This is a genomic window from Streptomyces inhibens, from assembly GCF_003389455.1.
GTDB classification, from domain to species: Bacteria; Actinomycetota; Actinomycetes; order Streptomycetales; family Streptomycetaceae; genus Streptomyces; species Streptomyces inhibens.
The window spans coordinates 1-18371 of sequence record NZ_QUAC01000098.1; the positions used below are offsets into that span (position 1 = coordinate 1).

General features: G+C 71.4%; 17 protein-coding genes and 1 pseudogene. 4 read left to right on the plus strand and 14 right to left on the minus strand.

Going from position 1 to position 18371, the window contains the following annotated elements:
• Window positions 1-41 precede the first annotated feature (41 nt).
• The 5 genes from DY245_RS12970 to DY245_RS12990 form a co-directional block, all read right to left on the minus strand.
• A complete protein-coding gene (locus DY245_RS12970) occupies window positions 42-1307 on the minus strand; it encodes a beta-ketoacyl-[acyl-carrier-protein] synthase family protein (RefSeq protein ID WP_128506836.1) in 1266 nt (421 codons plus the stop codon).
• Window positions 1308-1384: 77 nt separating this feature from the next.
• Window positions 1385-1633, minus strand: coding sequence for an acyl carrier protein (locus DY245_RS12975; protein WP_128506838.1), 249 nt, complete (start codon window positions 1631-1633; stop codon window positions 1385-1387).
• 104 nt (window positions 1634-1737) lie between these two features.
• Window positions 1738-2784 carry a ketoacyl-ACP synthase III gene (locus DY245_RS12980; RefSeq protein ID WP_128506840.1) on the minus strand — a complete coding sequence of 349 codons (1047 nt, stop codon included), beginning with the start codon at window positions 2782-2784 and terminating at the stop codon, window positions 1738-1740.
• 13 nt (window positions 2785-2797) lie between these two features.
• Window positions 2798-3739 carry an ACP S-malonyltransferase gene (locus tag DY245_RS12985; protein ID WP_181923655.1) on the minus strand — a complete coding sequence of 314 codons (942 nt, stop codon included), beginning with the start codon at window positions 3737-3739 and terminating at the stop codon, window positions 2798-2800.
• Between the two features lie 89 nt (window positions 3740-3828).
• Window positions 3829-5013, minus strand: a complete 1185-nt coding sequence (locus tag DY245_RS12990) for a PucR family transcriptional regulator (RefSeq protein WP_128506844.1) — start codon at window positions 5011-5013, stop codon at window positions 3829-3831.
• 57 nt (window positions 5014-5070) lie between these two features.
• Here DY245_RS12990 and DY245_RS12995 point away from each other — a divergent pair, with 57 nt between their 5' ends.
• Complete coding sequence (locus tag DY245_RS12995) at window positions 5071-5760, plus strand: pirin family protein (RefSeq protein WP_181923656.1); 690 nt, start codon at window positions 5071-5073, stop codon at window positions 5758-5760.
• A 64-nt stretch (window positions 5761-5824) separates the two neighbouring features.
• Here the strand turns inward: DY245_RS12995 and DY245_RS13000 are convergent, their stop codons facing one another.
• Window positions 5825-6646, minus strand: coding sequence for a serine hydrolase domain-containing protein (locus DY245_RS13000; protein ID WP_128506848.1), 822 nt, complete (start codon window positions 6644-6646; stop codon window positions 5825-5827).
• Window positions 6647-6795: 149 nt separating this feature from the next.
• On the opposite strand from DY245_RS13000, the gene DY245_RS13005 reads away from it, so the two are divergent.
• Complete coding sequence (locus tag DY245_RS13005; RefSeq protein ID WP_128506850.1) at window positions 6796-7284, plus strand: MerR family transcriptional regulator; 489 nt, start codon at window positions 6796-6798, stop codon at window positions 7282-7284.
• 8 nt (window positions 7285-7292) lie between these two features.
• A complete protein-coding gene (locus DY245_RS13010) occupies window positions 7293-8309 on the plus strand; it encodes an aldo/keto reductase (RefSeq protein ID WP_128506852.1) in 1017 nt (338 codons plus the stop codon).
• Between the two features lie 154 nt (window positions 8310-8463).
• Here DY245_RS13010 and DY245_RS13015 read toward each other — a convergent pair.
• From DY245_RS13015 to DY245_RS13045, 8 genes and pseudogenes are all read right to left on the minus strand, one after another.
• The coding region (locus tag DY245_RS13015; protein ID WP_244943012.1) for an acyltransferase family protein at window positions 8464-9555 on the minus strand (1092 nt) is incomplete at its 5' end.
• A gap of 1 nt (window position 9556) precedes the next feature.
• A pseudogene (locus tag DY245_RS46220) lies at window positions 9557-9757 on the minus strand (acyltransferase family protein); the annotation flags it as partial.
• Between the two features lie 65 nt (window positions 9758-9822).
• Entirely contained in the window at window positions 9823-10989 is a 1167-nt protein-coding gene (locus tag DY245_RS13020) for an alpha/beta hydrolase (RefSeq protein ID WP_128506854.1), read from the minus strand.
• Between the two features lie 176 nt (window positions 10990-11165).
• Window positions 11166-11846, minus strand: a complete 681-nt coding sequence (locus DY245_RS13025) for a response regulator (protein ID WP_128506856.1) — start codon at window positions 11844-11846, stop codon at window positions 11166-11168.
• Complete coding sequence (locus tag DY245_RS13030; RefSeq protein ID WP_128506858.1) at window positions 11843-13234, minus strand: sensor histidine kinase; 1392 nt, start codon at window positions 13232-13234, stop codon at window positions 11843-11845. The genes DY245_RS13025 and DY245_RS13030 overlap by 4 nt, the downstream gene beginning before the upstream one ends.
• A gap of 114 nt (window positions 13235-13348) precedes the next feature.
• Window positions 13349-14227 carry a DUF4429 domain-containing protein gene (locus DY245_RS13035; RefSeq protein WP_128506860.1) on the minus strand — a complete coding sequence of 293 codons (879 nt, stop codon included), beginning with the start codon at window positions 14225-14227 and terminating at the stop codon, window positions 13349-13351.
• 213 nt (window positions 14228-14440) lie between these two features.
• The gene (locus tag DY245_RS13040; RefSeq protein ID WP_128506862.1) at window positions 14441-15655 is read right to left on the minus strand and encodes an alpha/beta hydrolase; all 1215 of its coding nucleotides are present in this window, start codon (window positions 15653-15655) and stop codon (window positions 14441-14443) included.
• A gap of 257 nt (window positions 15656-15912) precedes the next feature.
• Entirely contained in the window at window positions 15913-16572 is a 660-nt protein-coding gene (locus DY245_RS13045) for a TetR/AcrR family transcriptional regulator (RefSeq protein WP_128506864.1), read from the minus strand.
• A gap of 115 nt (window positions 16573-16687) precedes the next feature.
• Between DY245_RS13045 and DY245_RS13050 the strand changes: the two genes are divergently transcribed.
• Window positions 16688-18289 carry an MFS transporter gene (locus DY245_RS13050; protein ID WP_128506866.1) on the plus strand — a complete coding sequence of 534 codons (1602 nt, stop codon included), beginning with the start codon at window positions 16688-16690 and terminating at the stop codon, window positions 18287-18289.
• The last annotated feature ends 82 nt before the right edge of the window (window positions 18290-18371 follow it).

The following is an 18371-nucleotide window of genomic DNA, read 5'->3' on the forward strand; positions in this document are numbered from 1 at the left end:
GTGCGTACACCGGGCGGGCCCTCCTCGTGCTACTGCGTGCTTCAGACCGTACGGAACGCCAGCACCACGTTGTGGCCGCCGAACCCGAACGAGTCGTTCAGGGCCGCGATCCGGCCCTCGGCGGGCAGCTTGCGGGCCTCGCCATGGACGATGTCCGCCTCGGCCTCCGGGTCGAGCTCGTCGATGTTGATCGTCGGCGGAGCCAACCGGTGGTACAGCGCCAGGATCGAGGCGACCGTCTCGATACCGCCCGCGCCGCCCAGGAGGTGACCGGTCATCGACTTCGTGGCGGAGACCGCCATGTGGTCGGTGTCGTCACCGAAGACCTTGCGCAGCGCCTTCAGTTCGGCCAGGTCGCCCTGGGGCGTGGAGGTGGCGTGCGCATTGACGTGCACGATCTCGGCCGGGTCGAGGTCGGTTGCGTCGAGGAGGTTCTGCAGCGCCTGTGCGATGCCGTTGCCGGACGGCTCGGGCTGCACGATGTCGTGGCTGTCGGCGGAGATGCCCTGGCCGACGGCCTCGGCGTAGACCTTGGCGCCACGCTTGGCGGCGTGCTCGGCCGACTCCAGGACGATGACGCCGGCGCCCTCACCCATGACGAAGCCGTTGCGGGCGGTGTCGAAGGGACGGGAGGCACCCTGCGGGTCGTCGTTGGACTTCGACATCGCCATCATGTTGCCGAACGCGGCGATCGGCAGCGGGTGGATGGCCGCCTCCGTACCGCCCGCGACGACGATGTCGGCACGACCCGTACGGATCATCTCGATGGCGTAGCCGATCGCCTCGGAGCCGGACGCACAGGCGCTGACCGGGGTGTGCACACCCGCGCGGGCGTTCACGTCCAGGCCGACGTTGGCGGACGGGCCGTTGGGCATCAGCATCGGCACGGTGTGCGGGGAGACGCGGCGGACGCCCTTCTCCTTGAGCACGTCGTACTGGCCGAGCAGGGTGGTCACGCCGCCGATACCGGAGGCGATGACGGTGCCGAGCCGGTCGGGGTCGACCGAGGTGTCCTCACCGGCCTTCGCGGTGAAACCGGCGTCCGCCCAGGCCTCGCGGGCGGCGATCAGCGCGAACTGCGCCGAGCGGTCCAGCTTGCGGGCCTGCGCCCGGGGGAGGACCTCCGACGGGTCCACGGCCGCCTGAGCGGCGATCTTCACGGGCAGGTCGGCGGCCCAGTCCTGGTCGAGGGTGCTGACACCGGAGCGTCCGGCAAGCAGGGCCTCCCAGGTCGAAGCGCTGTCGCCACCCAGCGGTGTGGTTGCGCCGATACCGGTGACGACCACGGTGCGATTGGTCGCGTTCACGGGAATTCTTACTCCACGGGTAGAGGGGTCTGAATCGACGGCGCCACCGCGGGGTGGCGACATGCGCGAGAGCTGGATCAGCTCTGGTGCTTCAGGATGTAGTCGGTCGCGTCGCCGACCGTCTTGAGGTTCTTGACGTCGTCGTCCGGGATCTTCACGTCGAAGCGCTCTTCGGCGGCGACGACGACCTCGACCATGGACAGCGAGTCGACGTCCAGGTCGTCGGTGAAGGACTTGTCCACCTTGACGTCCTCGGTGGGGATCCCGGCGATCTCGTTCACGATCTCGGCGAGACCGGAGACGATCTCTTCCTGAGTGGCGGCCATGATGGCGCTCCTTCGGTCATTTTAAGGGGAAACTGCGTTACTTGCGGTGAAGATCCGTGCGGCGGCCGACACGTACGAGACGTACGGTGCTGCGTAGATCTTGCCTAGGGGAGGGTAACGACCGTCGCGGCGTAGACGAGACCCGCCCCGAAGCCGATGACCAGCGCGGTGTCGCCGCTCTTGGCCTGCCCGGTCGCCAACAGCCGCTCCATGGCGAGCGGAATGGAGGCTGCCGAGGTGTTGCCGGTGGTCTCCACATCGCGGGCGACCGTTACGCTCTCCGGCAGCTTCAGAGTCTTCACCATCGAGTCGATGATCCGCATGTTGGCCTGGTGCGGAATGAAGACGTCCAGGTCGTCCGGGCTGACTCCGGCCGCGTCCAGCGCCTGCTGGGCGACCTTCGCCATCTCGAACACCGCCCAGCGGAAGACCGCTTGGCCCTCCTGCGTGATGGCGGGGTACCGGATGTCCTCCAGAGCCGTGCGGCTTTCCGGGCCGTCGCCTCCGGGGGTCGGGGTGGTGCGGTAGACGTCCCAGCCCAGGGTCTGCTTGATGGTGTCGGACTTGTCGCCCTCCGAGCCCCACACGGTCGGGCCGATCGCCGGCTCCTTGGCGGGTCCGATGATCACCGCGCCCGCGCCGTCACCGAACAGGAAGGCCGTCGCGCGGTCCTCCAGGTCGGTCAGGTCCGAGAGCCGCTCGACGCCGATGACCAGGACGTACTCCGCCGAGCCCTCGACCACCAGGCCTTTGGCCAGGGTCAGACCGTAGCCGAAGCCCGCACAGCCCGCCGAGATGTCGAACGCGGCCGGCTTGCCGGCGCCGATACGGTGCGCGATCTCGGTCGCGATGGCCGGCGTCTGCTTGAAGTGCGAGACGGTGGAGACGACCACGGCGCCGATCTGCTCGGGCGTGATGCCGGCGTCGGCGATCGCCTTGCCGGCCGCCTCGACCGACATGGTCGCGACGGTCTCCTCGGGGCCGGCCCAGTGGCGTGTCGCGATGCCGGACCGCGAGCGGATCCACTCGTCGGACGACTCGATGTGCTTGAGGATCTCCTCGTTGGGCACGACACGGGTCGGGCGGTAGCCGCCGACGCCCATGATCCGTGCGAACGGGGCGCCCTTCGAGGGCTTGATCTTCGAGGTCATGCGCTTCGGACTCCTATTCGGCCGGTGCAGAGTGCTCGGCGATCAGCGTGCGGGCCGCGTCGAGGTCGTCGGGCGTCTTGAGGGCGAGGGTCTGCACACCGGGCAGCGCGCGCTTGGCCAGTCCGGTGAGCGTGCCACCGGGGGCCGCTTCGATGAGCGCGGTGACACCGAGCGCCTTGAAGGTCTCCATGCACAGGTCCCAGCGCACGGGGTTGGCCACCTGGCCGACCAGCCGCTGCACCAGTTCCTGACCGGAGGAGACCAGCTGCCCGTCCTTGTTGGAGACGTAACGGGTGTGCGGATCGGCGACCGACAGCTGGGCGGTCGCTGATTCCAGGGCCGAGACGGCGGGTGCCATGTGGTGAGTATGGAACGCGCCGGCCACCTTCAGCGGTACGACCCGACGAGTGCCTTCCGGCTTGTTCTCGACCAGTGCGGCGATCTGCTCGGCGGTGCCCGCGGCGACGATCTGGCCGGCGCCGTTCACATTCGCCGGCGTCAGGCCCAGCTGCTCCAGATGCGGCAGGACGACGGCCTCGTCGCCGCCCAGCAGCGCGGCCATACCGGTCTCGGTCACGGCGGCGGCCTCGGCCATCGCCTGGCCGCGCCGGCGCACCAGCTCCATCGCGGCCTCGTCGGAGATCGTGCCGGCCAGGGCGGCCGCGGCCAGCTCACCGACGCTGTGGCCGGCCGCCGCGCCGACCTGCGCGGCGAAGTCGTCGGCCGTCGCGAACAGCTGCCGTGCGGAGATCAGTGCGGATGCCACCAGCAGCGGCTGCGCCACCGCGGTGTCGCGGATCTCCTCCTCGTCCGCCTTCGTGCCGTAGTGGACCAGGTCCAGGTCGATGGCGGCCGACCACGCACGGAGCCGGTCTTCGACACCAGGGAGGTCGAGCCAGGGGGTCAGGAAGCCGGGCGTCTGAGCGCCTTGGCCGGGAGCGACGAGTACGAGCACCCTCACACTCTCTCTTGTGGGTGGTTCCGCCCGCCCGTGGGGACAAGGACGAAGAACCATCGGGGGAATTGTTGGTGTTCGACAAAAGTCTAGAGTTGCGCCTCGCCGTCAGCCAGACGCCCCAGGATCAGCGCGATACGGAGGGTGAACGCCGAGCGCACATCGGAGGGTGACCAGCCGGTGACGTCCGTCACACGTCGCAGCCGATAGCGCACGGTGTTGGGGTGCACGAAGAGCATCCGGGCGGCGCCCTCCAGACTGCTGGCCTGCTCCAGATAGACGCTCAGGGTCTCCAGCAGCGCCGACCCCGCTTCCTCCAGCGGTCTGTAGATCTCCTCCACCAACTGCTCCCGCGCGACCGGGTCCGAGGCCATCGCCCGCTCCGGCAGCAGATCGTCCGCGAGCACCGGACGCGGGGCGTCCGGCCAGGCGGCACAGGCCCGCAGACCGGCGGCCGCGGCCTGCGCGGAGCGGGTCGCGGCCAGCAGATCGGAGACGACCGGGCCGGCCACCACGGGACCGGCGGCGTACGGGCCGATCAGCGCCTTCGCGGCCTTCAGCGGATTGTCCGAGCCGCCCGCGATCACCACCAGGCGGGAGCCCAGCACACCGGTCAGCACCTGCAGCTTGGCGTGCCGGGCGGCCCGCCGGATCGCCTCCACGGTCAGCTCGCTGTCCCCGTCCGGGGCGGTGCCGAGCACCACACACACATGTTCGGGGGAGTTCCAGCCCAGCGCCGCCGCACGCGAGACCGCGCCCTCGTCCGCCTCACCCGAGAGCACCGCGTTGACCACCAGCGACTCCAGCCGGGCGTCCCACGCGCCGCGGGCCTCGGCGGCCTGGGCGTAGACCTGGGCGGTGGCGAAGGCGATCTCCCGGGCGTAGACCAGCAGCGCCTCGCGCAGCACGGACTCGTCGCCCGGGGCCGCGACCTCATCGATCGCCGCCTCCATGACCTCGATGGTCGTACGGACCATCTCCACGGTCTGCCGCAGCGTGATCGCCCGGGTCAGCTCGCGCGGCGCCGTGCCGAAGACATCGGTACTGATCGCCTGTGGGGTTTCCGGATGCCGGAACCATTCGGTGAAGGCGGCGATACCGGCCTGCGCCACCAGGCCGATCCAGGAGCGGTTCTCCGGGGGCATCGCGCGGTACCACGGCAGCGTGGCGTCCATGCGGGCGATGGCCGCGGCCGCCAGCTTGCCGGACGAATTCTCCAGGCGCCGGAGGGTGGCGGAGTGCGGGTGCGCGTCGCGCGATGCGGGTTCAGACACGGGACAAGCCTGCACTATCGGGGCGGGGAGGTGAGGGGGCGGGGCTACGGTGGGCCCATGATTGAGGTGCGTAGAGGCGATGAACGCTATCGGGGCGGCGATCCGGAAGCCGGGATTGAGTCACTGCACGCGTTCTCCTTCGGGCCCCATTTCGACCCGGACAACCTGCGCTTCGGCGCGCTGATCGCCTGTAACGAGGAGCGGCTGGCGGCCGACGCCGGCTTCGACGAGCATCCGCACCGCGACACCGAGATCGTGACCTGGGTCGTCGAGGGCGAGCTCACCCACCGCGACTCGGCCGGGCACGAGACCACCGTACGCCCCGGCGATCTGCAGCGGCTCAGCTCGGCGGACGGCGTCCGGCATGTGGAGCGCAACGACGCCACGGAGCCGCTGCGCTTCGTCCAGATGTGGCTGTCGCCTGTCGCCCGCGGCGACAGTGGCTCATGTCACTTCGGCGGTGAGCCGTCGTACGAGGTGGTGCGCGGCATCGCCGACGGCACCCCGTACGCCGTCCCGCGGGCCGGCGCCCTGCTGCATCTGCGCCGCCTCGCCGACGGCGAGCGCACCGCGATCCCGGACGCCGCACGGGCCTATGTGCATGTGGTGCGGGGCGCGGTACGGATCGGTGAGGAGCGCCTGGAGGCGGGCGACGCGGCGCGGATCACCGACGGGTCCGGGCTGGAGCTGAAGGGGCTGGCGGCGGCGGAGTGCCTGGTGTGGGAGATGGCGGCGGAGCCGGGGTAGGTGTGACGGGCGGCGGGCCCGCTTCCGCCGGCCCGCGCGCCTGGCTCAGCGCCGTACGGGCAGGTCAGGCCGTCCCCGCCAGCTCGGCCAGCACCGCGTCCGTCAGCTTCGGCCAGGCCTCGATGGCCCACGGCCCGAAGGCCCGGTCGGTCAGCGCGATGCATGCGGCGCTCGCGTCCGGATCCACCCACAGGAAGGTTCCGGACTGCCCGAAGTGCCCGAAGGTACGGGGCGAGGACGCGCCGCCCGTCCAGTGGGGCGACTTGCCGTCGCGGATCTCGAAGCCCAGGCCCCAGTCGTTGGGCTTTTGGTGGCCGTAGCCCGGCAGCACACCCGTCAGACCGGGGAAGACCACCCGGGTCGCCTCCGCCAGCGTCTGCGGCGCCAGCAGTCGCGGCGCCTGCAGCTCGGCCGCGAAGCGGATCAGGTCGGCGACCGTGGAGACGCCGTCCTTGGCGGGTGAGCCGGGAAGGTCCGTCGCGGTCATGCCGAGCGGTGCCAGCACCGCCTCGTGCAGATACTGCGGGAAGGGGATGTCGGTCGCCTTGGATATGTGGTCGCCCAGCGCCTCGAAGCCCGCGTTGGAGTAGATCCTGCGGGTGCCCGGCGCGGCCATCGCGCGCTGCTCGTCGAAGGCCAGCCCCGAGGTGTGGGCGAGGAGATGACGGACCGTGGACCCCTCGGGCCCGGCCGGCTCGTCCAGCTCTACGGCGCCCTCCTCGATGGCCAGCAGCGCGGCGTACGCGGCCAGCGGCTTGGTGACGGACGCCAGCGGGAAGCGGTGCCCCAGGGGGCCGTACGATCCGGCCACCGACCCATCGGCTCGTACGACGGCGGCCGCAGCGGTGGGCACCGGCCAGTTCTCGATCATCCGCAGGCTCTGCATGCCCACGAGCCTAACGCCCCAAATTCCGGTCAAGTCTGCGCGTGATCCGCGCTTGCTTGGAGTGCGCTCCAACTCTCTAGCGTTGAGGCAGTCGAGAGACATCCGGCCAAAAAGCCGGGCGACATCCGGCGAAACAGGGGAGACGGGGCATGACGGTGACGCAGAGCGAACCGGTGACGAGCGGCGGGGCCGCGACCGGGGGGCTGCCGACGAAGGTGCGTGACTGCGGAACCGCGCCTCCGCACCCGCGCCCGGCCGGCAGGGACAAGTACACGATCAGCGAGGTGGCGGAACACACCGGCCTCAGCGCACACACCCTGCGCTGGTACGAGCGGATAGGCCTGATGCCGCATGTGGACCGTACGCACACCGGGCAGCGGCGCTTCACCAACCGTGATCTGGACTGGCTGAGCCTGGTCACCAAGCTGCGGCTGACCGGTATGCCGGTCGCGGACATGGTCCGCTACGCCGAGCTGGTGCGGGAGGGCGAGAGCACCTTCGCCGAGCGTGAGCAGCTGCTGACCGCGCACCGCGAGGACGTACGGCAGCGCATAGCGGAGCTGCGGAGCACGCTGGACGTACTCGACTACAAGATCGACATCTATGCCGACGCCCGACGGGCGTCCGAGAGGTTCTGAGGTTCTCCATGGGTAGCAAGAAGATCGAGACGGTCGAGCTGGGCACCGGCGGCCCGCGGGTCGGGGTGCAGGGCCTCGGCTGCATGGGCATGAGCTTCGCCTACGGTCCGACGGACGCCGACGAGGCGCGGGCCACGCTGGAGCGGGCTCTGGAGCTGGGCGTGACGCTCTACGACACCGCCGACATGTACGGCATGGGGGAGAACGAGAAGTTCATCGCCCCGTTCATCCAGGCGCACCGCGACGAGGTCGTGCTCGCCACCAAGTTCGCGATATCCCCCGACCCGGACGACCCGACCAAGCGCACCATCCGCAACGACCGGCCCTACATCCGCCAGGCCGTCGAGGGCAGCCTGCGGCGCCTGGGCGTGGACGAGATCGACCTCTACTACATGCACCGCCGGAATCCGGACGTGCCCCTTGAGGAGTCGGTCGGTGCGATGGCCGAGCTGGTGGCCGAGGGCAAGGTCAAGCACCTGGGGCTGAGCGAGGTGACCGGTCCCGAACTGCGCGCCGCGCAGGCCATCCACCCGATCGCGGCGGTGCAGTCCGAGTGGTCGCTGTTCAGCCGGGACGTCGAGGCCGGTGTGGTGCCGGCCGCGGTCGAGCTCGGCGTCGGCTTCGTGCCGTATTCGCCGCTCGGCCGGGGCTTCCTCACCGGTGCGTTCGTCAGCGCCGACAAGGAGCTGGGCGCAGATGACTTCCGCCGGATGCAGCCCCGCTTCACGGGTGACAACGCGACCGCCAACGCCGCGCTGCTGGAGCCGATCCGCAAGATCGCCGAGGCGCACGGTGCGACGCTCGGCCAGATCGCGCTGGCCTGGGTGCAGCAGCAGGCCGCGGCGCACGGCCTGGCCGTCGTGCCGATCCCCGGCACCCGCAAGCGCACCCGGGTCGAGGAGAACACCGGCGCGACCCGGATCGAGCTGACCGAGGAGGACCTGGCGCTGCTGGAGCCGATCGCCGGGCAGGTCGCGGGGGCGCGGTACGCGGACATGTCGTCCACGTCGGCGGGGCGGGAGTAGGACCCGTAGTCTCGCCGGTCGCCGGTCGCCGGTCGCCGGTCGCCGGTCGTCGTAGTCGCCGTTCGCCGTCGTGGTGGAGCATCCTCCGCCGCGACGGCGCGTGGCCACGGCCCCGGCTCCCGACCCGGCCCAACGCCCGTGCCCCGGTGGGGACTTACGCCAGCCCCAGCGCGAAGACCGCGAACCCGGCGGCGAGGAGTGCCGCGACCGCCCGGCGGGCCCGGGTGACACCGGTCCACGGGGCCTCGAAGCGGCGCGTCGTACGGCCGATGAGGAGCAGCGCGGCGGCGAAGACCGGCAGCCAGGCGAGCCGGGCGAGAAGCCAGCCGAGGGTGTCGGGCGCGACGGTCAGACCGGGCACCGGGCCCAGGAAGGACGCGGGCACGGCCGCCGAGAGCATCGCCGTCTGGTGCCAGCACAGGATCGTCATCGCGGAGAGATTGATGATGACGACCGGCGCCCACAGCGCGGGCCGGCGCAGGAGCCGGGCGAGCCGGTCACGGAGCAGGATCGCGGCACCGGACTGGGCCGCGGCCAGGGCCAGGACCAGCAGCGACGGCGGGTGGGAGTTCGTCCGGTCCTGACCGGGGACGCCGACCATGCTCGCCGGATAGTGGAAGAACAGCAGCAGCGCGGCGAACAGCGCGGCACCGCCGAGGAGCAGCGACCAGGCGGCGCGCCGGCCGAGTCGCCGCTCGCCCCAGGAGACCCCGAGCTGATAGGCGAACATCCAGCCGGGCAGGAGGTTGAGCAGGCTCAGCCAGGACGGCATGGCGTCGGCGAACGGCCCGTAGCGCAGAAAGTCCACCACGGCCACCGCCGCGAGCAGCGGCGCCGCGGCCCAGGCGCCCATCCGCCGCGCCGCGCGGACGCAGTACGGCGTCAGCGCGGTGATCACCGCGTACACGCCGACGAACCACAGCGGCTGGATCACCAGCGTCGCCCCGGTCCGCAGCGTCGCCTCCGGCACCCCCAGGCCGTACAGAAGGGGGAGAAGTACCGCCCACACGGCCGTCACACCGAGCACCGGGCGGCCCAGCCGGACGAGCCGGCCGCGCAGCCAGTCGCCCGTCGACCCGCCCCGCTCGGCGGCGCGCCGGAAGGACAGCACCGACGCATGGCCGCCGACCAGGAAGAAGATGCCGAGCATCTGTAGCACCCAACTGGCGGGCGAGAGAAAGCCGATGGCGGACAGCGGGCTGGCGTTGTGCAGCGCGCCGTCGGCGTCGAGGGTGAAGCCGCCGAGNGTTGTGCAGCGCGCCGTCGGCGTCGAGGGTGAAGCCGCCGAGCAGCCAGTGGCCGGTGGGTACGGCGAGCAGCGCCAGGGCGCGCAGCCCGTCGATGGCGCGGTCGCGGTCGGCGGGCGTGCGGTCCTCGATGGAGCGGACCGTCCTGTGGGCGCTCGCGCGGACCGTGCGTCCGAGGGGCGCGAGGAATGCAGTGGCCATGAGGCGTCCTTGAGTCCTGGGGGCCTGGTGTCCTGGAGGTGAGGCGTGACGTGGAGACCGGTGGGTCAGCGCACCTGGCCGTACCGGCCCAGCACGATGGCCGCGAAGTTGTGGAGGGAGTCCGTGCCGGGGGCGAGGTAGCCGGTGTGGCCCTCGGCCCGCTCGGCGGAGACACGGCGGGCGCCGAATGCCTGGTCGGTGGGGTCCGCGCCGTGGCCCAGGCCCAGCAGTTCGACGTTCGGGATGTCGCCGATCCAGTCGGACGCGTCCCGCGCCGCCCAGACCCGGGCCGAGGTGTGCAGCTCGGCCACGTTGTCCCGGCGCATACCGGGGGAGCCGAAGACGACCAGGTCGGCGATGCCGCCATGGCCCAGCCGCGGTACGGCCAGCCCGCAGACCACCGAGCCATAGCTGTGGCACAGCACGGCCGGTGCGGGGGTGCCGGTGGCCGTGAGGCCGGACAGGAAGCGGGCCAGCCGCGGCGCGCCGGCGTCGGCGAGCCGGCCGGTCGCGGCGTCCGGACCGATGCCGACCGGGGTGGTGTACCCGACCCAGGCGATCACCGCGGTACGGGTCCCGGGCGCGTCGGCGGCCATCTGCGTCCGCAGCGACCTGGCCATGCCGGTCGGAGTGCCGTACGGGTCCTTCGCGCGGTCGAAGGAGGCCAGGTCGATGTCCGAGCCGGGCACGATCACGGCGGTGTGTTCGGCGGTGGCCAAGTCGCCGTGGACCTCGGCCACTTGACCCCGGCCGCGCGGGTCGAAGGCGAGGATCCGGCGGCCGGGCGCGAGCAGCGCGGCGCACCGGTCGGCCGCCTTCCTGGCCCGCTGGTGGTCCTGGAGGGTGCCGGCCGGGTCGGTGGCGCGGGCCAGCTGGCGGTCCCGTTCCGCCTTGAGGGCAAGCGAGTTGGCCTCGTACCGCAGGGTGAGGGGCGCGCCGTCGAGATTGCCGACGGTGAGCGGATGCCGGGCGGCGAGCGTCTGCCGCTGGGTGTCGGTCAGCGAGGCGAAGAAGCGGGCGACGTCGGCGGGGGGTGCGGTCGCCGGGTCCGGCAGCCGGACGCCCAGCGAGTGGTCGGCGCGCCAGGCGGCGGCGCCGGGCGCGGGGCCGGTGACGGCGGTCTGTGCCGAACCGGCCGCCCAGCCGCCGGTTCCGGCGGCCACGGTCAGCGCGAGCGCGGCGCTGATGAGCGTGCGCTTGCCGCGTCGGGCGGCGGTTCGCAGCAGGGACATGGCGGTGTCTCCCTCTTCCGTTGGTGTGGCGGAGGGAAACGTAGGAAGAGGGTGTATGACGCGACGTCACACCGCGGAGCCAACTCCCGGGTGATACCGGGGTAGGGGGTGCCGGCCGCCCCTCGTCCTCAGGAAGGAGGAGCGGCCATCGGCTCCCCTGGGAAGGGGTGCCGGCCCTACCGCTCCCCGGGGGCCACCAGCCCCGACTCGTACGCGTAGATCACGGCCTGGGCGCGGTCCCGCAGCTCCAACTTGGCCAGCACCCGGCCGATATGGGTCTTCACGGTCTGCTCGGCGAGGATCAGCGCATCGGCGATCTCCTGGTTCGACAGACCGCGGGCGATCAGCTCCAGGACCTCGGTCTCGCGCGGGGTGAGGCCGTTCAGCCGCAGCGCGGCCCGGTCCTTGCGGGGGGCCGGCCGCCGGCGGGCGAAATCGGCGATCAGCCGCCGGGTCACGGACGGCGCGAGCAGCGCCTCACCGGCCGCCACCACACGGACCGCGGAGATGAGATCGGCCGGCGGCGCGTCCTTGAGCAAGAACCCGGACGCGCCCGCGCGCAGCGCCTCGTAGACATAGTCGTCGACGTCGAAGGTGGTCAGCATGAGCACCTTCGGGCGATGGGTGACGCCGATGGGCGGATCGAGCAGCCGGCGGGCCGCCTCCAGGCCGTCCATCTCCGGCATCCGCACATCCATCAGCACCACATCGGGGTGTGTGCGACGGCTCAGCTCCACACCCTGCACCCCGTCCGGCGCATCGCCCACCACATCGATGTCGCTCTGTGCGGCGAGCAGTGCGGCGAACCCCGCCCGCACCATGGCCTGGTCGTCGACGATGATCACGCGCGTGGTCATACGGAGTCGGAATCCTTTGCTGAGAGGGGAGACGCTGAGGAGGGCGGTGGCGACAGGGGGAGCAGGGCTGCGACCCGGAAGCCGCCGTTGGGCAGCGGCCCGGTGTCGAGCGAGCCGTCCACCAGACGCACCCGCTCGCGCATCCCGACCAGGCCGTGGCCGGTGCCGGTGGTCTCCAGCGGCGTGGACGGCGCGGGCGGCGCGGAGTTGACGATCAGGACCGTCAGCCGCAACCCGTTCATCGCCGTTATCAGCGACACGCGGGTCCGCGCGCCCGGGGCGTGCCGCACCACATTGGCCAGCGCCTCCTGAACGATGCGGTACGCCGAGAGATCCACCGCCGGTTCGAGCGCCACCGGATTTTCGGGCAGCGTCAACTCGACCGGCACACCGGCCCGTACGGTCCCCTCGACCAGCTTCGGCAGCATGGCGATCCCGGGCTGCGGGGCCTTCTCCGGTCCGCCGTACCGCTCCGTCTCCTCGCTGCGCAGCACCCCGAGCAGCCGGCGCATCTCCGCCAGGGACTCGCGCGCGGTCGCGGCGATCGACCCGAACTCCTCCTTGGCCTCCTTGGGGATCCCGCTGATGCGGTAGGGGGCGCTGTCGGCCTGGACCGTGATCACCGACATGTGGTGGGCGACGACATCGTGCAGCTCGCGGGCGATACGGGTGCGCTCCTCCAGCAGCGTACGGCGGGCCCGCTCGGCCTCGCTGATGGTCTCCTGCTCGATCAACTTCCGCTGGGCGTCGCCCCGTTCGCGCAGTGTGGCGCCCATCATCAGCATCACACCGGAGAGCACGAACAGCAGCACCCAGGTGCTCTGGCTGCCCTCGGGGGTGATCGCCTCGGAGAGGATGCCCGCCACACCGGTCGTCAGCCAGACGGCGATCAGCGTGCGGCGGCGCTCGCGCAGGGACAGCGCCAGCATCAGCGCGAGATAGCCGACGATCACCGTGGGCGGCCAGGGCCAGGCGCGGCCCACGACGCCGTCGACGCCGGTGAGCGCCAGGGCGCAGACGACATCGGCCGCGAAGATCACCCACCAGGCCTGCAACGGCCGGGTCACCGCGAGCAGCAGCGGCACGGTCTGCGCGGTGGCGAGCGCACCCGTCAGTCCGCCGTTCATGCCGTAGTCGTTGTTGAGGACGTTGATGGTCGTCGGCAGCAGGGACACCGCGAAGGCGAACGCGACGAGGTACGGCAGGCGGCGCAGCCAGGCATTCTGGACGCTGCCGAACAACGGGGTGCCGGGTTCGGTCGGGGTGCCGAGCTCGACGGCGAGGACGCGCAGCGCCTGCCGCGCGGCGCGTAGCACCCTGTTGCGGGTCGGCTCGGGCCCGGGGCCGCGGCCGGGCTCCTGTGCTGGGGTCAGTGATCGTCCGGTCATCGCGGACTCAATGTAAGCAAAGCGTGGCCACCGGGGCGTCATACCAGGGTCCGGGCTTTCGCCCCGTACCACGGTATGAGTCCCCGGGCCGGTCATCGGCCCCGCACCGGCGCCTCAGAGCTCCGCCAGCAGCTCGGCCTTCTTCGCGCTGAACTCGTCGTCCGTCAGCAGCCCCGCATCGTGCAGCTCGCCCAGGTGCCGTATCCGGTCCGCGATGTCCGCCGGATCCCGGCGCGCGTCCCCGGTCCGCCGGCGCACCGGCTCACCGTCCGGTGTCTCCTCCGCCTCCGCGGCGCGTACGGCCTGCAGCACCGCGGCCGCGAACGGCAGCGACTCATGGACCGGGCCGTACCCCAGCCCGAAGACCACGGCGGCCGGGTCCTGGTCCGCCTCGCCCGCCCCCGGCGCGCGCGCCCCGCGCTCCAGCAGCCGCAGATAGCCGTTGAAGACCTCCGGCGAGCGCCATTCGACCCCGGCCAGGTCGCCGACCGTGAAGGTCTGGTCGCCGCACTTCCACTTCGCCGACGACGCGCCCGTCCAGAACCAGCGGAAGGCGACCGAACGGCCGTCGAAGGACGCCTTGCCGTCATACGCCTTGAAGTGCAGCGGGGGCTCCGGCGCGGCCACCAGATGGCGGTCGGCGGGCTCCTTGGCAGCGGGTCCCAGCGCCGTGCGCAGCTCGTCGGCGTAGAACTCGGCGAGCGTCTCGCGCTCGGCCGGCAGCACCAGCCGATAGGGGTCGGAATCCTCCTTGAGCTGCCCGTTCGCCGCCTCCATCAACGGATCGGCGCCGTGCCGGGGCACGGCATGCAGCACCACCGTGCCGCGTCTTCCCTCGGTCACCTCGACCGAGCTCAACGCCTCGTACGGGATGCGTCGCTCGCCGAGCGCCTGGAACAGCTTCGGCCTGCGGATCCCCCGTTCGAAGCGGATGAGTACGGAGTCGGTGTCGAACTCCCAGACGGCATGAAAACCGGCCAGCACATCACCCATGGGACTCATCGTATGCGGGCGGTTGCCCGCCCGTCCCCCTTCCGGACACCTTGAGGTGCCTGCCGAAGCTACGCGCGTCACGAGGCTCCGGGCCACCCGCTCCGTCCCTTGCCCCGTGGACGCCCTCGCCACCGGGCGCGGTTCCCGCGGGCATGGCCCGTCCCCGGGCGCCGGGCCATGCCTGCGGCCGCCGGTCGTACGGCCCGGTGGCCCTCAGGCCAGGTCGGTGCTGCAGTGCGGGTCGTCGGACGCGCAGTCCACCGCGCCGGTCGCACCCACCCCGACCAGCGCGAAGTTGCGCAGGCTGCCGGTGCCGGGCGCGAAGTAGCCCGCGTGCCCGACGGCGCCGTCGGCCGACAGGATCCGGGAGCCGAAGGACGGATCGACCGGGTCGGCGCCATGGCCGAGCCCGCCCACCTCCAGATACGGCACGTCCTGGATCCAGTCGTCGGAGTCCCGCATGGCCCAGACCCGGGCGTGGGTGCCCAGCCCGGACAGGCTGCCGGCCCGCATGCCGGGGCTGCCCGCCACCGCGATGTCCTCGACGTTGGACGGCAGGTCACGGGCCGCGACGCCGCAGACCACGGACCCGTAGCTGTGGCAGAACAGCGAGACGGTGTCGGAGGACGGCAGCGACTGCACCAGGGCGCGCAGCCGGACCGCGCCGGCCTTGGCCATCTGCCCGGTGGCGGCTCCGACGCCCAGTCCGGACGGGGAGGTGTAGTCGGCCCAGGCGATCACGGCCGTACGGGTCCCGGGGCGGGCCTCCCGCTCGGCGCTGTAGAGGGAGCGCGCCATGCCGACGGGGGCGGTGGTCGCCCGCGCGGTGCGCTCGAAGGTCGACAGATTGGTGTCCACGCCGGGCACCACCACGGAGACCCGGTCCGCCGCGGGAAGGTTGCCGAAGACCTCGGCGGCCCGGCCGCCGCCGGCCGGATCGAAGGCCAGGATCTGCCGGCCCGGGCTCATCAACGACTCAAGGCGGTGCATCAGCCGGCCCGCCTCCTGGCGGCCGACGGGGGTGAGCCGGCGGTCGCCCATCCGCTTCTTCTCCACCGCGCGGGCGTCGTCGATCGCCAACCGGTTGGCGCGATAGCGCAGTTGGACGGGGGCGCCGCCCATATTGCCGACGGCCAGCGGATAGTCGGCGGCGAGCTGCCGCTTCTCGGCACGGGTGAGCGTGGCGAAGAAGGCCCGCAGCGCGGCCGGCGGCCCGTCGGGGTCGGGCAGCGGGCGCCCGAGGAAGGTGGCGTGCTTCCAGGCGGCCTTGGCGGTGACCAGCGGGTTGGCGTCCTCCTTGGTACCTCTGACGGCCGTCCAGCCGGTCATGGCAAGCATCACGAACACCACCACCAGGGCGAGTGCGGCGCGCCAGGCGGTGGACTGCAGGAAACCGGAGGAGGGGCCGAGGCCCGGGAATGAATTCACCGCGAGCCACCCTAGGAGACGTGACAGGGTGCCTGCTCCGGCCGTGAGTGATCTCACGTTTCACGGTGGGTATTTCGACCAAAACGGACACGAGTCGTCGATATCCGGCGCTCAGTCGTGCAGACGCAATCTCATCGGGCGCAGGAATGATCGCGCAGTGGTGGGCGCCCGCTACAGGGGGTTGCGGTGATCACTGGCTTACGGGGCCGTGGAGGGCGCCCGCCGCAAGGGGGTTGAGATCGCCGCTCCGCACCGGCCTACGGGTGCGAGCGCCAGTCGTCGGCGATCGCCGGCCCGATGTGGTCCAGATAGGACTCGGTCAGCTCGCGGATGGACGCCACGCTGCAGTCCTGCCCCTCGCCCCACACCTTGCCCGCCACCCGCATCACCCCGCTGAACGCGGCAACGAGCACCCGCGGCCGCGGGTCGGTGTCCACGTCCAGCCCCTCGCGCCGGGCGATCAACCGCGCTATCTGCTCCTCCAGCTCGGAGGAGCGCCGCAGATGTACGGCGACCAACGCGGGTGTCGACTCGATCATTTGGTACGAGCGCATGTGCAGCTCCAACGGGATCACCGACTCGATGGCGCTGCCGATTTCGTCCCAGGCCACCATCACGGCGCTGCGCAGGGCGGTCAATGGGGCCTCCGCCGCGGGCCGCGCGCTCAGCTCCTCCAGGAAGCGGGCCTCGACCATCTCCTGGACGGCGAAGGCGACGTCTTCCTTGTTGGCGAAGTACCGGAAGTACGTGCGCTGGGAGACATCCACCACCTCCGCGATCTCGTCGACCGTCGTCGCGTCGTATCCCTGCTCCGTGAACAGTTCGAGCGCCGCACGGATCAGGGCGTCGCGGGTGCGCTGCTTCTTGCGTTCGCGCAGGCCGCCTGTGGGTGCCGTCTGCGGCGTCGGGGTCGCCATCCTGCGCCGCCTTTCCCTGGTGTTCTCGCTGCTCAGATTACCTGTGAGCGAGATGACAGTTACCGACTCATGAAATGCTTTGTCAATTGTCAGCGACTGACATTAGCCTCGTCGTATGAGTTCTCAGACCCCGGTCGCCGTTGCCGCGCCGGAACTTTCCGTACCGGAGCCCCCCAAGGGGCTGCGCGGCCATCCGTGGCTGACCCTCATCTCCGTCGCCATCGGCGTCATGATGGTCGCCCTGGACGGCACGATCGTCGCCATCGCCAACCCGGCCATCAAGCAGGACCTCGGCGCCTCGCTCGCCGATGTGCAGTGGATCACCAACGGCTACATGCTCGCCCTGGCCGTCTCGCTGATCACGGCAGGCAAGCTCGGTGACCGCTTCGGCCACCGCCAGACCTTCCTCATCGGCATCCTCGGCTTCGCCGCCGCCTCCGGTGCCATCGGGTTCTCCCACGAGGTCGCGCTGGTCATCGTCTTCCGTGTACTGCAAGGCCTGTTCGGCGCGCTGCTGATGCCCGCCGCACTGGGCCTGCTGCGCGCCACGTTCCCGGCCGAGAAGCTCAACATGGCGATCGGCATCTGGGGCATGGTCATCGGCGCCTCCACCGCCGGCGGCCCGATAGTCGGCGGACTGCTGGTCGAGCACGTCAGCTGGCAGTCCGTGTTCTTCATCAACGTCCCGGTCGGCGTACTGGCATTGGTGCTCGGCCTGGTGATCCTCAAGGACCACCGCGCGGAGAACGCTCCCCGCTCGTTCGACGTCCCGGGCATCGTGCTGCTCTCCGGAGCGATGTTCTGCCTCATCTGGCCGCTGATCAAGGCGTCGGAATGGGGCTGGGGCGACGCGAAGACCCTGGGCTTCCTGATCGGCTCCGTGGTCCTCTTCGCCCTGTTCGCCGTCCTGGAGACCAAGGTCCGCGAACCGCTCATCCCGCTGCGGATGTTCCGCTCGGTGCCGCTGACCGCCGGCACCGTCCTGATGGTGCTGATGGCCTTCGCCTTCATGGGCGGCCTGTTCTTCGTGACGTTCTATCTGCAGAACGTGCACGGCATGACCCCCGTCGACAGCGGTCTGCACCTCCTGCCGCTCACCGGCATGATGATCGTCGGCTCGCCGCTCGCGGGCGCCCTGATCACCAAGTTCGGCCCGCGGATCCCGCTGGTCGGCGGCATGGTCCTCACCGCCGTCGCGATGTACGGCATGTCCGGCCTGGACACCCACAGCAGCACCGGCCCGATGTCCGTGTGGTTCGCGCTGCTCGGCCTGGGCCTCGCGCCCGTCATGGTCGGCGCCACCGAGGTCATCGTCGGCAACGCCCCGCTGGAGCTCTCCGGTGTCGCCGGCGGTCTCCAGCAAGCCGCGATGCAGGTCGGCGGCAGCCTCGGTACGGCCGTGCTCGGCGCGGTGATGGCCTCCCGCGTCGACAACGAGCTCCCGGGCAACTGGAAGTCGGCCGGCCTCCCGCCGGTCCCGCCCGCGAAGGCGTCCGAGCTGTCCGACGCCGTCTCGGCCGGTATCGCCCCGGTCCCGAAGGGCACCCCGCCGGAGTTCGCCCAGAAGATCACCTCCGTCGCCCACGACACCTTTGTGTCCGGCATGGGGCTGGCCTTCACGGTCGCCTGCGGTGTGGCGGTCGTCGCGGCGGTCGTCGCGGTCTTCACCAAGCGCGGTGCGAACGCCGAGTCGGGCGCCGGCGTCGGCCACATCTGACCGGCGCCCCAGGCGTCACGCCGGTACGACCCCGGCATCACCCGCAGCATCCCGGCGCGCGGCCGGCCCGAGCATCCCTCGG

Excerpts from the sequence above, each read along its gene's own strand:
- DY245_RS12975 (WP_128506838.1), bottom strand. The coding sequence starts at position 1,633 with ATGGCCGCCACTCAGGAAGAGATCGTCTCCGGTCTCGCCGAGATCGTG.
- DY245_RS12980 (WP_128506840.1), bottom strand. The coding sequence starts at position 2,784 with ATGACCTCGAAGATCAAGCCCTCGAAGGGCGCCCCGTTCGCACGGATC.
- DY245_RS12995 (WP_181923656.1), top strand. The coding sequence starts at position 5,071 with ATGATTGAGGTGCGTAGAGGCGATGAACGCTATCGGGGCGGCGATCCG.
- DY245_RS13000 (WP_128506848.1), bottom strand. The coding sequence starts at position 6,646 with ATGCAGAGCCTGCGGATGATCGAGAACTGGCCGGTGCCCACCGCTGCG.
- DY245_RS13005 (WP_128506850.1), top strand. The coding sequence starts at position 6,796 with ATGACGGTGACGCAGAGCGAACCGGTGACGAGCGGCGGGGCCGCGACC.
- DY245_RS13010 (WP_128506852.1), top strand. The coding sequence starts at position 7,293 with ATGGGTAGCAAGAAGATCGAGACGGTCGAGCTGGGCACCGGCGGCCCG.
- DY245_RS13020 (WP_128506854.1), bottom strand. The coding sequence starts at position 10,989 with ATGTCCCTGCTGCGAACCGCCGCCCGACGCGGCAAGCGCACGCTCATC.
- DY245_RS13025 (WP_128506856.1), bottom strand. The coding sequence starts at position 11,846 with ATGACCACGCGCGTGATCATCGTCGACGACCAGGCCATGGTGCGGGCG.
- DY245_RS13030 (WP_128506858.1), bottom strand. The coding sequence starts at position 13,234 with ATGACCGGACGATCACTGACCCCAGCACAGGAGCCCGGCCGCGGCCCC.
- DY245_RS13035 (WP_128506860.1), bottom strand. The coding sequence starts at position 14,227 with ATGGGTGATGTGCTGGCCGGTTTTCATGCCGTCTGGGAGTTCGACACC.
- DY245_RS13045 (WP_128506864.1), bottom strand. The coding sequence starts at position 16,572 with ATGGCGACCCCGACGCCGCAGACGGCACCCACAGGCGGCCTGCGCGAA.
- DY245_RS13050 (WP_128506866.1), top strand. The coding sequence starts at position 16,688 with ATGAGTTCTCAGACCCCGGTCGCCGTTGCCGCGCCGGAACTTTCCGTA.